Origin of the sequence: Rhizobium sp. NZLR10 (assembly GCF_019685125.1) — a bacterium.
Lineage (GTDB): Bacteria > Pseudomonadota > Alphaproteobacteria > Rhizobiales > Rhizobiaceae > Rhizobium.
Map to the genome: position 1 here is coordinate 13,334 of NZ_JABDWE010000013.1, position 16,243 is coordinate 29,576.

At 62.0% G+C, this 16,243-nt stretch carries 17 protein-coding genes and 1 pseudogene; 10 read left to right on the forward strand and 8 right to left on the reverse strand.

Annotated features, from left to right (window positions below; translation table 11 throughout):
* Positions 1–63 precede the first annotated feature (63 nt).
* Both HJB82_RS19445 and HJB82_RS19450 read right to left on the reverse strand, forming a co-directional pair.
* A complete protein-coding gene (locus HJB82_RS19445; protein WP_221141042.1) occupies positions 64–1,269 on the reverse strand; it encodes a DnaJ C-terminal domain-containing protein in 1,206 nt (401 codons plus the stop codon).
* Positions 1,270–1,553: 284 nt separating this feature from the next.
* A complete protein-coding gene (locus HJB82_RS19450; protein ID WP_037079276.1) occupies positions 1,554–2,012 on the reverse strand; it encodes an RT0821/Lpp0805 family surface protein in 459 nt (152 codons plus the stop codon).
* A 65-nt stretch (positions 2,013–2,077) separates the two neighbouring features.
* Between HJB82_RS19450 and pdxH the strand changes: the two genes are divergently transcribed.
* Positions 2,078–2,698 carry a pyridoxamine 5'-phosphate oxidase gene (gene pdxH, locus HJB82_RS19455; RefSeq protein ID WP_207583203.1) on the forward strand — a complete coding sequence of 207 codons (621 nt, stop codon included), beginning with the start codon at positions 2,078–2,080 and terminating at the stop codon, positions 2,696–2,698.
* A gap of 6 nt (positions 2,699–2,704) precedes the next feature.
* Here pdxH and HJB82_RS19460 read toward each other — a convergent pair whose 3' ends face one another.
* A complete protein-coding gene (locus tag HJB82_RS19460; protein WP_221116888.1) occupies positions 2,705–3,742 on the reverse strand; it encodes a polysaccharide deacetylase family protein in 1,038 nt (345 codons plus the stop codon).
* A 220-nt stretch (positions 3,743–3,962) separates the two neighbouring features.
* Here HJB82_RS19460 and HJB82_RS19465 point away from each other — a divergent pair, with 220 nt between their 5' ends.
* On the forward strand, positions 3,963–5,246 hold the full coding sequence (locus HJB82_RS19465; protein WP_207583205.1) for a D-alanyl-D-alanine carboxypeptidase family protein: 1,284 nt from the start codon (positions 3,963–3,965) through the stop codon (positions 5,244–5,246).
* An 83-nt stretch (positions 5,247–5,329) separates the two neighbouring features.
* Complete coding sequence (locus HJB82_RS19470; protein ID WP_207583206.1) at positions 5,330–5,647, forward strand: pyrophosphatase; 318 nt, start codon at positions 5,330–5,332, stop codon at positions 5,645–5,647.
* A gap of 19 nt (positions 5,648–5,666) precedes the next feature.
* On the opposite strand, the gene HJB82_RS19475 is transcribed toward HJB82_RS19470, so the two are convergent.
* The 3 genes from HJB82_RS19475 to HJB82_RS19485 all read right to left on the reverse strand — a co-directional run bounded on the left by HJB82_RS19475 (position 5,667) and on the right by HJB82_RS19485 (position 8,656).
* Complete coding sequence (locus HJB82_RS19475) at positions 5,667–6,158, reverse strand: GNAT family N-acetyltransferase (protein ID WP_221141044.1); 492 nt, start codon at positions 6,156–6,158, stop codon at positions 5,667–5,669.
* 17 nt (positions 6,159–6,175) lie between these two features.
* Entirely contained in the window at positions 6,176–7,591 is a 1,416-nt protein-coding gene (gene tldD / locus HJB82_RS19480) for a metalloprotease TldD (protein WP_221116890.1), read from the reverse strand.
* Positions 7,592–7,990: 399 nt separating this feature from the next.
* Complete coding sequence (locus HJB82_RS19485) at positions 7,991–8,656, reverse strand: invasion associated locus B family protein (RefSeq protein ID WP_207583209.1); 666 nt, start codon at positions 8,654–8,656, stop codon at positions 7,991–7,993.
* Positions 8,657–8,973: 317 nt separating this feature from the next.
* Between HJB82_RS19485 and coxB the strand changes: the two genes are divergently transcribed.
* The 7 genes and pseudogenes from coxB (at position 8,974) to plsY (ending at position 15,078) form a co-directional block, all read left to right on the forward strand.
* Positions 8,974–9,858 (forward strand): cytochrome c oxidase subunit II, encoded by an 885-nt coding sequence (gene coxB, locus HJB82_RS19490; protein WP_207583210.1) that lies wholly within the window; start codon positions 8,974–8,976, stop codon positions 9,856–9,858.
* A 17-nt stretch (positions 9,859–9,875) separates the two neighbouring features.
* Positions 9,876–11,582 carry a cytochrome c oxidase subunit I gene (ctaD, locus tag HJB82_RS19495; protein ID WP_207583211.1) on the forward strand — a complete coding sequence of 569 codons (1,707 nt, stop codon included), beginning with the start codon at positions 9,876–9,878 and terminating at the stop codon, positions 11,580–11,582.
* 66 nt (positions 11,583–11,648) lie between these two features.
* A complete protein-coding gene (locus tag HJB82_RS19500) occupies positions 11,649–12,599 on the forward strand; it encodes a heme o synthase (protein ID WP_207583212.1) in 951 nt (316 codons plus the stop codon).
* The gene (locus HJB82_RS19505) at positions 12,599–12,739 is read left to right on the forward strand and encodes a hypothetical protein (protein ID WP_207583213.1); all 141 of its coding nucleotides are present in this window, start codon (positions 12,599–12,601) and stop codon (positions 12,737–12,739) included. The genes HJB82_RS19500 and HJB82_RS19505 overlap by 1 nt, the downstream gene beginning before the upstream one ends.
* Positions 12,736–13,344 (forward strand): cytochrome c oxidase assembly protein, encoded by a 609-nt coding sequence (locus tag HJB82_RS19510; protein ID WP_207583214.1) that lies wholly within the window; start codon positions 12,736–12,738, stop codon positions 13,342–13,344. The genes HJB82_RS19505 and HJB82_RS19510 overlap by 4 nt, the downstream gene beginning before the upstream one ends.
* 60 nt (positions 13,345–13,404) lie before the next feature.
* Positions 13,405–14,283, forward strand: coding sequence for a cytochrome c oxidase subunit 3 (locus tag HJB82_RS19515; protein WP_207583215.1), 879 nt, complete (start codon positions 13,405–13,407; stop codon positions 14,281–14,283).
* A 118-nt stretch (positions 14,284–14,401) separates the two neighbouring features.
* A pseudogene (gene plsY / locus HJB82_RS19520) lies at positions 14,402–15,078 on the forward strand (glycerol-3-phosphate 1-O-acyltransferase PlsY).
* Between the two features lie 31 nt (positions 15,079–15,109).
* Here plsY and HJB82_RS19525 read toward each other — a convergent pair.
* The gene (locus HJB82_RS19525) at positions 15,110–15,550 is read right to left on the reverse strand and encodes a GNAT family N-acetyltransferase (protein WP_207583217.1); all 441 of its coding nucleotides are present in this window, start codon (positions 15,548–15,550) and stop codon (positions 15,110–15,112) included.
* Positions 15,550–16,191 (reverse strand): chloramphenicol phosphotransferase CPT family protein, encoded by a 642-nt coding sequence (locus HJB82_RS19530; protein WP_207583218.1) that lies wholly within the window; start codon positions 16,189–16,191, stop codon positions 15,550–15,552. The genes HJB82_RS19525 and HJB82_RS19530 overlap by 1 nt, the downstream gene beginning before the upstream one ends.
* Between the last annotated feature and the right edge of the window lie 52 nt (positions 16,192–16,243).

The window sequence follows — 16,243 nt, forward strand, 5'->3', positions numbered from 1 at the left end:
AAGCTTGGCCTGGATCATCAACTGTTAGGTATCGTAACAAAGGGTGCGAAAGTCATAAATATTTCACAGGAACAGGCCTTCGCGCATGCTCCGCATCAGATCGGTGACTTTGTCGTCGGGTTTTTCCCACAGGATAATGCGCAATTCGACGACTAGATCGCCTCTGCCGCCCTCTTCGCGGGGCAATCCCTGGCCGGGGATGCTGATCGTCTTGTCCGAGCCCGACCACGCGGGGACCGTGATGTTGAGCGGCCCGCTCGGTCCCTCGATGCGCGCCTCGGTGCCGAGAACGGCATTTTCGATGCTGAGCGGCAGCACGGCGTGCAGGTCGAAGCCGTCGACCGTGAAGCGCGGATCGGGCGCAATGCGGATATTGATGACGGCATCGCCGCGTTGCATGCCCGGCAGCTTGAAGCCCTGTCCCTTGAGCCGCAGTTCGTGGCCATCCCTTGTGCCGGCCGGCAATGCAAAGCCGATCTCGCGACCCTCCGGCAGTGACGCGGTGATCCAGCCGCTCTTCAACACGTCGTCGATCGTCACCGTTGCCGTCGCCACCTCATCCGGTGCTTTTTCCAGGCCGGTATCCTTGGCGCCGGTGAAACGGCGCACCAGGGAGGTCAGGATGCTGAGCGGCAGCGGCAGGTTGGCGCCGGCATTTGGCCCAGCCTCGCCGGCCTCCTCGTCGCCCTTGGTGTCGGCCTCCGCGGCGTCACCGTCCACGCGCCTGCTGGCCTCGCCCGCCTGCTGATTCTGGGCCTGCTGATTCTGGGTCTGCTGGTTTTGGGCCTGCTGGTATTGCGCCTGTTGTGCGCGGCCCTGCGCCTGGCCGCCGCCGGCAGCGCGTGTCTGGGCGCCGAAAATGCGTTCGACCATCTCGTCGGCGGGCTCAGCCGATCCCGCCTGTTGTCTGGGGCCTTCGGCAGCCGCCTTCTGGGCGGCGCGCGCAAGCTCTTCCATCACCCGCTCGGCATTGGCCTGCGCCGCCTTGGCGCGCACGGCAGCCTCGCGCGCGGCGTGCCGCTGCTGCATGATCGTCTGTTCGTTTTTCTTGGCTTCCGTCATCCGCACGGCATTGTCGAACAGACTGCGTTTGCGCGGGTCCTTCAGCGTTTCATAGGCGCGGCCGATCTCGGCGAACCGGGCCGTCGCCGTCGGGTCGCTCTGATTGTGGTCGGGATGGGCCGATTTGGCCATATTGCGCCAAGCCGCCTTGATCTCGTCTGCTGCCGCGTCGCGCCTGACGCCCAGAATTTTATAAGGATCGCGCATGTCAAAACCGCCGGTGTTGCGATGCGGGAAGCCACGTCCTTGCCCGGCATCCCGAAATTTCAATAGTAAAAGCTCAATATCAACTCGGAACGCGCCATCCCGCCGCAAAGGCAAAGACAACCCCTCTCAACGCTGATCGTGCGTCGGAGTTGCTAATCACTTCTTATTTCTGTGGGGAGATGTGCGATGTTTTGCGTCGAATGGTTAGCTCTTTGCTAAGCATTTGGCAGAAAGCCCGCAGGCGTTAACCTGTCGGCGATGCCGGATCAGCTCGTTTGCCCGAATTAACTTTCCGGCTGAAAGCTCAAAAGCTGCCAGTTGCCGCCACCGACGAGGCAGGTCTTGCCGTAAAATTTGGCGATACCGACATAGGAATGCCGCGTGGTGCGGAACTGGCGGCAGACCTGGCCTGATTCGTTGTTCTCGACGATCGTATCGATGACGCCGGCGCTGCCCGTCGATGCATTCGCCCAGGGAAGCGGCTGGCCCTCGAGCCTTTGCACATCGGCCGAGGTTACGGCATTGCGCACGGTCATCTCGTCGGAAAGCGTATCGGTGCTCGGCGGCGTCTGCGGCACGGTGCCGGTTGCCACCGACCGGTCGACCTTGGCTTCACTGAGAAAATCCATGCCGCCTGCAAGGCAGCCGGAAAGCGAAAGCATTGCAACGCCGATGACGAAGAACACGCTGCTGCGTCGCCGCAGGCCCTTTGTATGGCGATATGACTTTGCTATGACTTCCACCCTGCATCCTGTCCAGTTATCGAAAGCTGGGCGAGTTTTGAATAATCCGGGGCATTTGAACCAATATGTCGGCAAACGAGTTAACAAGCGGTGACTTTACCGAAAGTGGCGAACCCTTCAAGCTCTTTGCCGAATGGCTTGGAGAAGCGGAGGCTTCCGAACCCAACGACCCGAACGCCGTGGCACTGGCAACGGTCGATGAGGATGGTCTTCCCAATGTCCGCATGGTTCTCCTGAAGGGATTCGACGAAGACGGTTTCGTCTTCTACACCAATTTCGAGAGCCATAAAGGCCTTGAAATTCTGGGCCAGAAAAAGGCCGCCATGTGCTTTCACTGGAAAAGCCTGCGCCGCCAGGTAAGGCTGCGCGGCCCGGTCGAGATCGTCACCGATGCCGAAGCCGATGCCTATTTCAAGACGCGGGCGCGCGGCAGCCGCATCGGCGCCTGGGCTTCGAAACAATCCCGCCCGCTCGAAAGCCGTTTCGCACTTGAAAAGGCCGTGGCCGAATATACCGCGCGATATGCCATCGGCGATATTCCACGCCCCGCCCACTGGTCGGGCTTCCGCATCCGGCCGACCTCGATCGAATTCTGGAAAGATCAGAAATTCCGCCTGCATGACCGGGTCGAATTCCGCCGGCCCTCGCCGGAAGGCGCATGGGACAAGGTCAGGATGTATCCATAAGCGGCGCTATTTGCCCATTAGCTTCAGCGGAATGCCGGAGGCAAGGGCGGAGACGTAGCGTCGCTTCTGGTAGAAGCCGTTCAGCGAAATGCGTGAGAGATAGGCGGTTTGCTTCGCCGCCGGCAGGCCCGGCTGGGTGGTGACGGCAGCCTGAAAGCCGAGATTGCGGGCAATCGCCGCCTCGCGCGCGGTCACAGCCTCCGGTGTGCCGTAGGGGTAGGCGATCGTCACGGGGCGGATGCCGGTCAGCGCCTCGACGTAATCGGCCGAAACCTGCATCTCGATCCGCGCTTCGGCTTCCGGCAGGCGGGCCAGCGCCCGATGGCTGATCGTATGGGCGCCGAGGGTTGCAAGCGGATGGGTCGCCAGCCATTGCAACTGGCCAGGCTGCATCACCAGTTCGCGGGTGATATCGGTCGGCTCGATGCCGTTTTCCCGGGCCAGCATGTCGATTGCGGCGACCGCCCGCGCCTCGTCGGAGCGGTGGATATAGGCGGCGAAGCGGTCGAAGGCACCCCATTGCTGCTGCGGATTGTTGAGCATCAGTCGTTCGCTGCCGCGGCCGAAATCGAAGCGGAGTTCGCTTTGCCGGCGCAACAGGACGGCGAGCGTCTCCCACCAGATGCTGTGCGAGCCCTCGGCAAAACCCTTGGCGACGAACACCGTGAACGGCGCCCGATGCTGTTCGAACAGCGGCAGCGCATGCTCCAGATTGTTGATGTAGCCGTCGTCGAGCGTGAAGGCCGCGAAAGGCTTTCCGCCCTCGGGCTCGGCCAGCAGCGCCGGCACCTGATCGAGCGGCACGAAGCGATAGCCCTCCCGCCGCAGCCGCCGCAGCGCGGTATCGAGAAAACGCGGGGTGATTTCGAGATGCGCGTTCGGCTCGAAAGCCTCCGGCACGTGCGGGCGGACATGATGCAGCGTGAAGATGACGCCGCGCCCACGGGCTTCGCGCATCAGCCCGGCGGCGGCGAGAAGCCAGGAGAGCTCGAGCCCGGCGCCGATCGCTGCGCGTTTTGCCAGTCGCTTCAAATGTCCCGTCATCAGGCGCCTGTCCCCAACATTTGCGGGAAAATAGCAAGCGCGACTTAAGGCTTGCTGAATCCCGATTTTGCACAGGCCTCCCATTTCCTGTTAACCAAGACGATGAAAAGACTAGAAAAATGATAGGCGTTGCCTCAAAGTCGCGCCAAACTTACGGCTTCTGTCACATTACGGCACAAAGGCCGATCCATTCGAGAGCCGACGCATCAAGGGGAACTGCATGAGAACGCTTTTGGCGGCTGTTTTGACCGTAACGCTTGCCGTTTCGGCGCCTCTTGCAGCCCTTGCCGGCAGCGCCTCGCTGGTCCTCGATGCCCGCACCGGCAAGGTTCTCGTCGCCGAAAACGCCGATACGCTGAACCATCCGGCCTCGCTGACGAAGATGATGACGCTCTATCTCACCTTCGAAGCTCTGAAGCGCGGCAAGATCGCCTGGGATACGCCGATCAAGATGTCGAAATACGCCGCTTCCCGGCCGCCGACCAAGCTTGGCGTCAAGGCTGGTGGTACGATCACCGTGCGCGAGGCGGTCTATGGCATGATCATCAAATCCGCCAATGATGCAGCCTCCGCCATGGGCGAAAAGCTCGGCGGCTCGGAAAGCGGTTTTGCCGGGATGATGACCGCCAAAGCCCGCCAGCTCGGTATGAGCCGCACCGTTTTCGTCAACGCCTCAGGCCTGCCGGACGGTCGTCAGGTCACCACGGCGCGTGACATGTCGACGCTCGCCATCGCGCTGATGAAGAATTATCCGAACGAATACCGGCTGTTTTCGACGGCGAGCTTCAATTTCCGCGGCCGGACCGTGCGCGGCCACAATAATCTCATGTATCGCTACCAGGGCATGGACGGCATCAAGACCGGGTATACCAACGCCTCCGGCTTCAATCTCGTCAGCGCCGTCAGGGACGGCAACCGCCGGGTCGTCGGCGTCGTGCTCGGCGGCCGTACCGCCCGCAGCCGCGACGACAAGATGGCCGGTCTGCTCGATCGTTATCTCGGCCGTGCCTCGTCTTCCGGCGGTGCAAAGCTGGTGGCGAGCGTCGGCGCCAGCGAGCCTGTCGAAGTCGCGTCGGCCGCCGACGATTCCGATGTTCCGGTGCCGCTCAGCGCACCACGCCAGGCCGACGATCTCGCAGCCAAGAGCCTGGCCTATGCCGATGACACCGTCGTGCCGCTGGAGCGTCCGGTCGCGATGGACGAAATCCTGAACGCCGGCAAGGCGCCGAAGATGTCGGCAGAGAAGAGCGATGGCGACTGGCAGATCCAGATCTCGGCCGCTCCGAGCGCCGATGCGGCCCGGGCGCTTCTCGCCCAGGCGAAGTCTGAGGGCGGCGCGCCGCTCGTTTCCGCCTCGCCCTATACCGAGGCGGTCGGGAAGGGCGCCAACAAGATCTACCGCGCCCGCTTCGTCGGCTTCGCCAGCAAGGACGCCGCGGTCTCCGCCTGCGCTGCGCTGAAGCAGCGCTCCTATGACTGCATGCTGCTGCCAGAGCACGGCTGATCGTCAAATCACCCACTCGGGCAATCCCCTCTGGACACACATCGGGAATCAGCGTCTCTTCCATAAACAAAAGGAGAACGCCGATGTTGCGTCGTCTTGCCGACCAGTTCGAAATCTCTTCCTCGGCGCATGTCGCCGCCAACGGCATCGAACGCGACGCCGACTGGTTTCTGCTGAAACTGCAGGAGGAAATGGGCGAGCTGACCCAGGCATGGAACCGGCTGACCGGCCGCGGCCGTGCGAAAGGCCGCTCGCCTGAAGACATGCGGCGCGATCTGGCCGACGAGACGGCCGACCTTCTCGGCCACCTTCTGCTGTTTGCCCGCCGCAACGATATCGACCTTGCCGCGGCGATTGAACGGAAGTGGCTGTTTCAGCCGGCGGAGGTGCTGAAGGGCTGAGGCATGCCGGCCGCTGGAGTCAGTCGACCTTATGTCGATAAAACTTACTGTCCACCGCCATCAACGGAAACGAGCGGGGCAGGGCGCTCTTGGCGATCTCGGTAAAGCCGTTCTTCTCGTAGAAGCGGTGGGCGGCGACGAATTTGTCAGTCGTGCCGAGGAAAATTTCGGTGAGGCGGGCATCCCTGGCGTGGGAAAACATCCGGTCGAGGAGCCGCGCCGCCACCCCGTGTTCGCCACCGCGAACCGCGGCGGCGACGAACATCTTGCGCAGCGCCGCCTGATGATTGCCGATATCCTTGAGCCCGAGCGTGCCGACGATCGCGCCATCCTCGACCGCGACCCAGAACTGCCCCTTGCCGGACTGATAGAAATCCGGGATCACCCGCAGATCCGGCTGCGCATCGGCTGATATATCGATGCCGAACTCCTGGCGCTGGATCGTCAGGATCACCGACAGCACGGCATCGGCGTCGTCTTCCGTGAAACGCCTGATCTCGACCTCCGCCATCACAGGCTCCTTTCGCCTCAGGTCTGAGTGCCGCCGACCGTCACCTGATCCATGCGCAGATGCGGCTGGCCGACGCCGACGGGAACCCATTGGCCGCCCTTGCCGCAATTGCCGATGCCGGTATCGAGCTTCATGTCGTTGCCGATCATCGATACCCGCTTCATCGCATCCGGGCCGTTGCCGATCAGCATCGCGCCCTTGATCGGCGCGCCGACCTTGCCGTTTTCGATCAGATAGGCCTCGGTGCAGCCGAAGACGAACTTGCCGGAGGTGATATCCACCTGGCCGCCGCCGAAGGAAACGGCATAGATGCCCTTCTTCACCGAGGCGATGATTTCCTCAGGCGGCTTGTCGCCGCCAAGCATATAGGTGTTGGTCATGCGCGGCATCGGCACATGGGCATACCCCTGGCGGCGGCCGTTACCGGTCGGCGCCATACCCATCAGCCGAGCATTCTGGCGATCCTGCATATAGCCGACCAGCTTGCCGTTCTCGATCAGCACATTATAGCCGGAGGGCGTGCCCTCATCGTCGATGGTGATCGAGCCGCGGCGGTTGTCGATCGTGCCGTCGTCGACGACGGTGACACCGGGGGCGGCGACCATCTGGCCGAGCAGGCCGGCAAAGGCCGACGTCTTCTTGCGGTTGAAATCGCCTTCTAGCCCGTGGCCGACGGCCTCGTGCAGCATCACGCCCGGCCAGCCGGAGCCGAGTACGACATCCATCGTACCCGCCGGCGCATCGATCGCCTCGAGGTTGACGAGCGCCTGGCGCAGCGCCTCGTCGGCGCCATATTGCCAGCTGCCCTCGGCGATGAAGTCGCCGAAGCCGACGCGCCCGCCGCTGCCGTAGGAGCCGCTTTCCTGCCGATCGCCTTCGCCGACCATCACCGAAATGTTGATGCGCGTCATCGGCCGGATGTCGCGCACGCGGTGCCCGTCGGCGCGCAGGATGTCGACCACCTGCCAACTCGCCGCAACCGAGGCCGTCACCTGCCGCACCTTGTCGTTCTTGCCCCTGAGATAGGCGTCGATGTCCTGCAGGACCTTGACCTTTTCCTCGAAGCTCGGCTGGCCGATCGGGTTCTGGTCGCCGTAGAATTTCTTGTTGGTGCGTTGGGGGGCGGCGGCGTAAGTGCCGGAGTAGCCGCGTGTCACTGCGCCGACCGCATCCGCCGCCCGCTTCAGCGCCGCCACCGAGAGATCGCCGGCATGCGCGAAACCGACCGCTTCGCCGGCAACGGCGCGCAGGCCGAACCCCTGCTCGGTGTTGAAGCTGCCGCCCTTCAGCCGGCCATTGTCGAAGGTCAGCGCTTCGGCCTGCGCATGCTCGATAAACAGCTCGCCATCATCGGCGCCGGCGAGCGCCTCGGCGACCAGACCACGCATCGTGGCTTCGTCGGCATCGAATAGCGTCAGGAGATCGGTGGTCATGGTCTGGCTCCAATGGGCATGCGTTCAGAAATGCGCTTACGCACTTAGATAGGGCTCCAATTGATAAGGAGTGAAGCCCTGCCGTCGAATTTTCTTTGTTGAGCAAGTTCATCTCAGGAGATGGGAGTGCGCGCGAAGGAGATATAAGTGTTTTGTCGCATTGCCCTGCAGGGGCGTTCCCGCCGGATGGCTTTCCCCGCGCCAGCGTCAAGTTTGGCTGGAACGTCACCCTATCCTCCGTCATCCTCGGCCTTGAGCCGAGGATCCATCCCCGCCACCGAGGGTGCCGCGTGGATGCTCGGGTCAAGCCCGAGCATGACGGAGGGTGGGATAAGCCTATGGAGCAAGTACAGCGACGGGGGAGGGGGCGAGCGTAGTTGCGCTACGCTCGCATAGCCCTCAAGGCAGGGCGTCGAAGCCTTCGGCGAAGCCCTTGAGGTCGACCGGGATGCCGATGCCTTCTTCGGGTGTCTGGAAGACGATGAAGGTTGCCTGGGCGCCGCTGCGGAAGGTTTTCAGCAGTTCGTCCTCGAGCACGACCTCGGCATAACAGCCATCGGCGAAGCAGCGGACGAAATAGGCACGGCCGATATCCTTGCCGTCGACATTGAGGCCGAGGCCGTTCGGCAGCAGCACGCCGAGCGGCGCCAGCACGCGGAGAATCTTCGACTTGCGGTCGGCCGTCTTCAGCACGACGACGGAAAGCCCGACCTCCGGCCGATCCTCGGCGATGACGTTCTGCATCAGCGCGCATTGTTCGGTCGAGGCGCCTGCCGGCTTGTCGCAGACGACGGACCATGCGCCGTGATTGGATTTCACCGTGCCCGGCGCCTGCGGCTGGGTCTGGCCGGGTGTCACCTGGATATTCGGACTGGCCGCACTCGGCTGCTGCGGCGTCGTAGCGGGAGCCGGGGCAGGGGCGGCAGCCGGCGGTTTGGCCTGGGCCGGCGTGGGTTGCTGTTGTGCGAAAACGGGCGTCGTCGCTGCGGCCGCGATGCTGGCGGTCACGAGAAGCGACTGCGCGAGGGAACGGAAACCCATGGAAACCTCTGGATATCGAATCATTTGCGGCTATTGTTGAAGCTGCCCACCAAAAATGAAAAGCCCCACCCCGTGAAAACCGGGGGACTGCGGCGGAAATTGGACCTTTCGGAAATAATGTGTGGCGCGCGGGTTGGCCGGAAAGCCGATTTTTCATATGCTGATGAAAAACTTGGGATGTTTTGCCGTTCTGGCCTGCCTGTGCTTTCAGCAAAAATGCCGCATAGACAATTGCTCTGACCTGTTGCGGCAAATGCCAAACTGTGGTTTGAAGCGCTGAAGATGGCAAGGATTCTGCGTCCTATTTTGCAGGTCAAGCGCTCGAGGGAGATAATAAGGTGATGAAGAAGGCTTATGCAGCTCTGACCGCGCTGGTCTGTCTGCTTTTTGCTTCCGGCACATATGCCGACCAGCCAATGCCGTGGCAGGCGACGCTGCAGCCGGCGGCAACGCCGATCATGCGGGAGATCCACTGGTTCGAACAATATACCCTGTGGTTTATCGTTCCGATCACGCTCTTCGTTCTGGTCCTGCTCATCGTCGTCTGCTTCAAGTTCCGCGCCAGCGCGAACCCGGTTCCCTCGAGGACGAGCCACAACACGCTGATCGAGATTGCCTGGACCGTGGGGCCGGTCCTGGTGCTGCTTCTTCTTGCGATTCCCTCGTTCAACCTGCTGACGGCGCAGCTGACGCTGCCCGAAAACCCCGATGTGACGATCAAGGCAACCGCCACCCAGTGGCAGTGGAACTACGAATATGAAGGTTCGGGCGACAGCCCGCTCGCTTTCGACAGCTACCTGCTGAAGGATCAGGACCGCGCCGCGGCCGGCAAGGAAGACAAGTCGGTTTATCCCAGGCTTCTCGCCGTCGATAACGAGTTGGTCCTGCCGGTTAACAAGACGGTCCGCGTTCTCGTGACCTCTGCCCCGACCGACGTCATCCACGCTTTCGCCATGCCGTCCTTCGGCGTCAAGATCGATGCCGTGCCGGGCCGCCTGAACGAGACCTGGTTCAAGGCCGAGCGCGAAGGCCTGTTCTATGGCCAGTGTTCCGAGCTCTGCGGCAAGGACCATGCGTTCATGCCGATCGCCATCCGCGTCGTCTCCGAGGACAAGTACAAGCAGTGGCTGACCGCAGCCGCCAGCGACCTGCCCGGCGCCTACAAGACACTCATGGCCGCAACCGATGGTCCCGCAAAGACCCTCGACGTCGCCGAAGCACAGTAATTAAGGGGACCGGGACAATGGCTGGACCTTCCGCTCACGACGATCATTCTCATGATCACGACCACGCGCATGATGATCACGATCATGGGCACGGTGATCACCATGCGCACAAGCCGAGCTTTGCCAATCGCTGGCTGTTCTCGACGAACCACAAGGACATCGGCACGCTTTATCTGATCTTCGCGATCATTGCCGGCATCATCGGCGGCGCGCTTTCCGTCGCCATGCGCATGGAGCTGCAGGAGCCGGGCATCCAGATCTTCCATGGCCTGGCCTCGATGGTCTACGGCTATGAGGGCGATGCCGCCATCGACGGCGCCAAGCAGATGTTCAACATGTTCACCACGGCCCACGCGCTGATCATGATCTTCTTCATGGTCATGCCGGCGATGATCGGCGGTTTCGCCAATTGGATGGTGCCGATCATGATCGGCGCGCCCGACATGGCCTTCCCGCGTCTGAACAACATCTCCTTCTGGCTGATCGTTCCGGCCTTCGCGCTGCTCTTGCTGTCGATGTTCGTCGAGGGCCCGGCAGGCGCTTACGGTACCGGCGGCGGCTGGACGATGTATCCGCCACTGGCAACAACCGGTACGCCCGGTCCGGCGGTCGACCTTGCGATCTTCGCGCTCCATATTGCCGGCGCCTCGTCGATCCTCGGTGCGATCAACTTCATCACCACGATCCTCAACATGCGCGCTCCCGGCATGACGCTGCACAAGATGCCGCTGTTTGCCTGGTCGGTGCTGATCACCGCCTTCCTGCTGTTGCTGTCGCTGCCGGTCCTGGCAGGCGGTATCACCATGCTGCTCACCGACCGTAACTTCGGCACCTCCTTCTTCTCTCCGGAAGGCGGCGGCGACCCGATCCTCTACCAGCACCTGTTCTGGTTCTTCGGTCACCCCGAGGTCTACATCCTCATCCTGCCGGGCTTCGGCATGGTCAGCCACATCATCTCGACCTTCTCGAAGAAGCCGATCTTCGGCTACCTCGGCATGGCCTACGCCATGGTCGCGATCGGCGCCGTCGGCTTCGTCGTCTGGGCCCACCACATGTATACGGTCGGCCTGTCGCTCGACGCGCAGCGCTACTTCGTCTTCGCGACGATGGTCATCGCCGTTCCCACCGGTGTGAAGATCTTCTCCTGGATCGCGACGATGTGGGGCGGCTCGATCTCATTCCGCACGCCGATGCTCTGGGCGATCGGCTTCATCTTCCTGTTCACGGTCGGCGGCGTTACCGGCGTCCAGCTCGCCAATGCCGGTCTCGACCGCTCGCTGCATGACACTTATTACGTCGTGGCCCACTTCCACTACGTTCTGTCGCTCGGCGCCGTCTTCGCGATCTTCGCCGGCTGGTACTACTGGTTCCCGAAGATGACCGGCTACATGTACAACGAGTTGGTCGGCAAGCTGCACTTCTGGGTCATGTTCATCGGCGTCAACCTGGTGTTCTTCCCGCAGCATTTCCTCGGCCTTGCCGGCATGCCGCGCCGCTACATCGATTATCCGGATGCCTTTGCCGGCTGGAACTATGTGTCCTCCATCGGCTCCTACATCTCGGCCTTCGGCGTGCTGATCTTCCTCTTCGGCGTCTTCGAAGCCTTCGCCAAGAAGCGCGTCGCCGGCGACAATCCGTGGGGCGAGGGTGCGACGACGCTCGAATGGCAGCTGCCTTCGCCGCCGCCCTATCACCAGTGGGAACAGCTTCCGCGCATCAAGTAATTGCGCGGGTGTCAGGACGCCGCATTCGATACGGCGTCCTGATATTCTGACATTCAGGACGGAATGATGACGGTCATCGACAATCACGGGACGCTTGCAAAGGACGGCGAATTGTCGGAAGCGAGTGCACGCGATTATTTCGAATTGCTGAAGCCGCGGGTGATGTCGCTCGTGGTGTTCACCGCCCTTGCCGGCCTGGTGCTGGCGCCGGGCCACATCCATCCCGTCCTCGGCCTGATCGCCATTCTCTGTATCGCCGTCGGCGCCGGCGCCTCCGGCGCTCTGAACATGTGGTACGATGCCGACATCGATGCCATCATGAGCCGCACCGCCAATCGTCCGATCCCGGCCGGCCGCATCGCCCCCTCGGAAGCGCTGGCCTTCGGCCTGGTGCTTTCGGGCTTTTCGGTGGTGATCCTCGGCCTTGCCGTCAACTGGCTCTCGGCCGGCATCCTTGCCTTCACCATCTTCTTCTACGCCGTCGTCTACACCATGTGGCTGAAGCGCTCGACGCCGCAGAACATCGTCATCGGCGGTGCTGCCGGCGCCTTTCCGCCGATGATAGGCTGGGCCTGCGTGACCGATAGTGTGACGATCGAGAGCACCGTGCTTTTCCTGATCATCTTCCTGTGGACGCCGGCGCATTTCTGGGCGCTGGCGCTGTTCAAGATGCGCGATTACGAGGCCGTCGGCGTGCCGATGCTGCCGAACGTCGCCGGCGAGCGGGTGACCAAACATCAGATCGTCGCCTATGCAGTGCTGACCGCCGTCTGCGCGGTGTTGCCAACCTTCCTCGGCTTCGCCAGCCTCGGCTATGGCCTGGTGGCCGCCGCCCTCGGCGCGATCTTCATCTACTGTTCCATCGCCGTCTGGCGGATGCCCGACGGCGATCTGAAGATGATCCCGGCAAAGAAGCTCTTCGGCTTCTCGATCTTTTATCTTTTCGCTGTGTTCTCCGCCTTGATGATCGACCGGCTGGCGTCGGTGCTGGTCTCGCATACGGGAGGTTGGTTCTGATGGAATTGGTCAAGCTCACGGAAAAGCAACTCAGGTCGCGCCGCAACCGCAACATCGCCCTGGGGCTGGTGCTTGCCGGCCTCGTCGTTCTCTTCTACGTGATGGCAATCGTGAAGATCGGCGGGGGAACGGCGGGATGAGCGACAACGCCGCCGCACCGAAAAAGCCGGGCCGCAACAACGGCGCCGTGGTGATGATGTGCCTGAGCTTCGTTTTCGGCATGGGCGCGATGAGCTACGCTGCCGTGCCGCTCTACCGGATCTTCTGCCAGGTCACCGGTTATAACGGTACGACCCAGCGCGTCGACCAGGTGTCGAGCGTCGTGCTCGACCGCACGATGCGCGTCACCTTCGACGCCAATGTCGCGCCCGGCCTGCAATGGGACTTCAAGCCGGTCGAGCGCGAGGTCAATCCGAAGATTGGCGAAACGATAAAGGTCCATTTCACCGCCGAGAATCGTTCGAACGAAACCCAGCGCGGCCAGGCGGTTTTCAACGTCACGCCGGGCGAGGCGGGCGTCTATTTCAACAAGGTGCAATGTTTCTGTTTTACGGAAACGGACCTGAAGCCGGGCGAGAAGCTCGACATGCCGGTGGTGTTCTACATCGATCCGGAAATCGTCAAGGCCGTGGAATCGAAGAACATCCGTACGGTCACGCTGTCATATACGTTCTACCCGAAAGAGGGTCCGAAGCCGCTGGCTTCGAATGAGGGTGGAGCGGTAAAGATTGAAAAGAAACTTTGATCAAGGCTCGTTTCCGGCTAAGCCGGGAGCCGAGTGAAGGAAGACATCCGGGGATAATACATGGCCGATGCTCATCAGAAAAATCACGACTATCACATCATTGATCCGAGCCCGTGGCCGATTATCGCCTCGCTCGGCGCCTTCCTCATGGCGATCGGCGGCGTCTGCTACATGCGTTACCTGAACGGCGGCTCGTTCAAGGTCGCCGGCTTCGAACTCGCCAATCCCTGGCTCTTCTACATCGGCTTCGCGCTGGTTCTCTACGTCATGTACGGCTGGTGGGCCGATACGGTGAAGGAAGCCCATGAGGGCGCCCACACCCGCGTCGTCTCGCTGCACCTGCGCTATGGCATGATCATGTTCATCGCTTCCGAAGTGATGTTCTTCGTTGCCTGGTTCTGGGCCTATTTCGACGCCAGCCTCTATCCGAACGAAGCGATTCAGGCCGCGCGCCTGCTCTATACCGGCGGCACCTGGCCGCCGAAGGGCATCGAGGTCCTCGATCCCTGGCACCTGCCGATCTACAACACCGTCATCCTGCTGCTTTCCGGCACGACGGTCACCTGGGCGCACCATGCGCTGTTGCACAACGACCGCAAGGGCCTGATCCAGGGCCTGACGCTGACGGTGCTGCTCGGCGTGCTGTTCTCCTGCGTGCAGGCCTATGAATATGCCCACGCGCCCTTCGCCTTCAAGAATTCGATCTACGGCGCGACCTTCTTCATGGCGACCGGCTTCCACGGTTTCCACGTCCTCGTCGGCACGATCTTCCTGGCTGTCTGCCTGATCCGCGCGATGCGCGGCGACTTCACCCCGAAACAGCATTTCGGCTTCGAGGCGGCCGCCTGGTACTGGCACTTCGTCGACGTCGTCTGGCTGTTCCTGTTCTTCTGCATCTACGTCTGGGGCGGCTGGGGCGCACCGGTCGCAGCCGGCTGATTGCAGCGATATTCAAATAGAAGGCGGGCCTCGTGCCCGCCTTTTTTATGGCTTGATGCGTGTCGCCCGAAAACGACGAAATGATGATTGCCTGACATTCGAGCGGCGAGGTGCCTCCATGGTTTTCTGGATAACTGCGTGGTTGGTTTGGCGATCGCTTATCTCATCGGTTCCATGCCGACAGGTTATCTCGCGGGGAGACTGCTCAGGGGCATCGATATCAGGGAGCACGGGTCTCGGTCGATTGGCGCAACCAACGTATTGCGAACGCTGGGGAAGTGGCCTGCGTCGGCCGTTCTCCTGGTGGATGTGCTGAAAGGCGTGGGGGCAATCCTCTTTGCCTGCTGGTTTTATCCCTGGTTCCACAGATTGCTGTACGGCACGCCGCCAGGGCTTGATCTGGAAACCTGGCTGGCCTGGACTGTTTGCCTGGCCGGATTGGCCGTGTTGCTGGGCCATAGCCGGTCGATCTGGCTGAATTTCAAAGGTGGAAAATCCGTTGCGACCGGGCTCGGCGTATTGCTCGCAATATCCTGGCCGGTGGGTTTGGGCGCCGTGGCGGTTTTTCGCGGCGTCCTCGCCGTCTTCAGGATTGTGTCCCTTGCTTCGATGCTGGCGGCTTTGACCGCGATCGCCCTCATCTGCAGTCTGGAGCAGCCGGTGCCCTATCGCTTGCTGGTGATTGCAGGCGGCGTTTATGTGATTGCGCGCCATCGCGCCAACACCCAGCGACTGCTGGCGGGGACGGAGCCGCGCCTGGGGCAAAGCAGCCCGGAATCGAAAACGTCTGCGTGAATTCAGAGCCGCGACCTGGACTGTTGCCCGATCAGGTGCCTCGAACGGATTGAATGTCCTTCACCATGAGCGGACTGCTTCTGTCGGTGTCGACCATGACCCAGCCGAGCTTTTCGTAGAAAGGCACGGCATCCGGCGCGGCATGGACCTCCAGGCGGCAGAGGCCGTGCTTGGCCGATAGTTTCTCGACTTCGGACATCAAAATCCGCCCGAACCCTTGTCTCTGGTGTTCCGGCAGGATGGCGACAAGCCGCACGACACCGGTCACACCATCCGACAGATCGAGGCGGACTGTGCCGAGAGCAACGCCGTCCTTCCTCAGCAGGAGCGGTATATGGCGCGCCTCATGCTCATCCGGATGCTGGTCATCGTAACTGTCGAGGCCGCGCAGTTCGAACAATACATGCCGCCGAATGGCATGATAGGCTTGCCAGCCCGCGGCCTCTTTCACCTGCTGAAGTTCTATAGCCATCAGCGCGCGCCAGCAATCCGCTCGAAAGCCGAAGGCACTGGAATGCCGAGATCCAGCCGCAAGCGGATCGCCTCGGCGCATTCGAGCGCGGTGAGCACCGACGTATCGACCTCCATGTCATAGATGCCCGGCCGGTGCACTTCATCCTGCCAGCGCTGCACCGGCTCGGGGACCGGCACCGCTTCGCTGGCGCGGAGATAGAGTGTCTCGCGGCCTTCTTGTTTGAATTCCCGCCGCTGCATGATCGTCTCGATCGGACAGTGCACGCCGACGAACAGCACGGAAAAGCCTTCCAGGCGTCGGGTACAGTCGCCGAGGATGCCGAGCGGCTGCGAGTAGCTGTCATGATGGCCGAGATCGGCCACTACATTGAGCCCCAATCCGGCGTGGATGGCGATCGACTCATAAAGGGCCGCATAGAGGAACGGCACCAGTTCTTCGAGTTCCGGCCGCTCACCGCCGGGCCTCAGGCCGATGCCGGGCAGGAAACGCTTCGGCGTCATGGTATTGTAGCTGTCGACGCCGAGGTTGATCCACGGCCCCTCGAATTCCTCCTGGATTGCGCGCGCAATGCTGGATTTTCCGCTTCTCGGCGCACCGTTCAGGATAATGATCTGTCCGGCATGGTTATCGCTCGTCATCAGTTTTCTTCTTCTGTTTGGCGCGAATCACCAACAGGTGGACGCGCAGGCA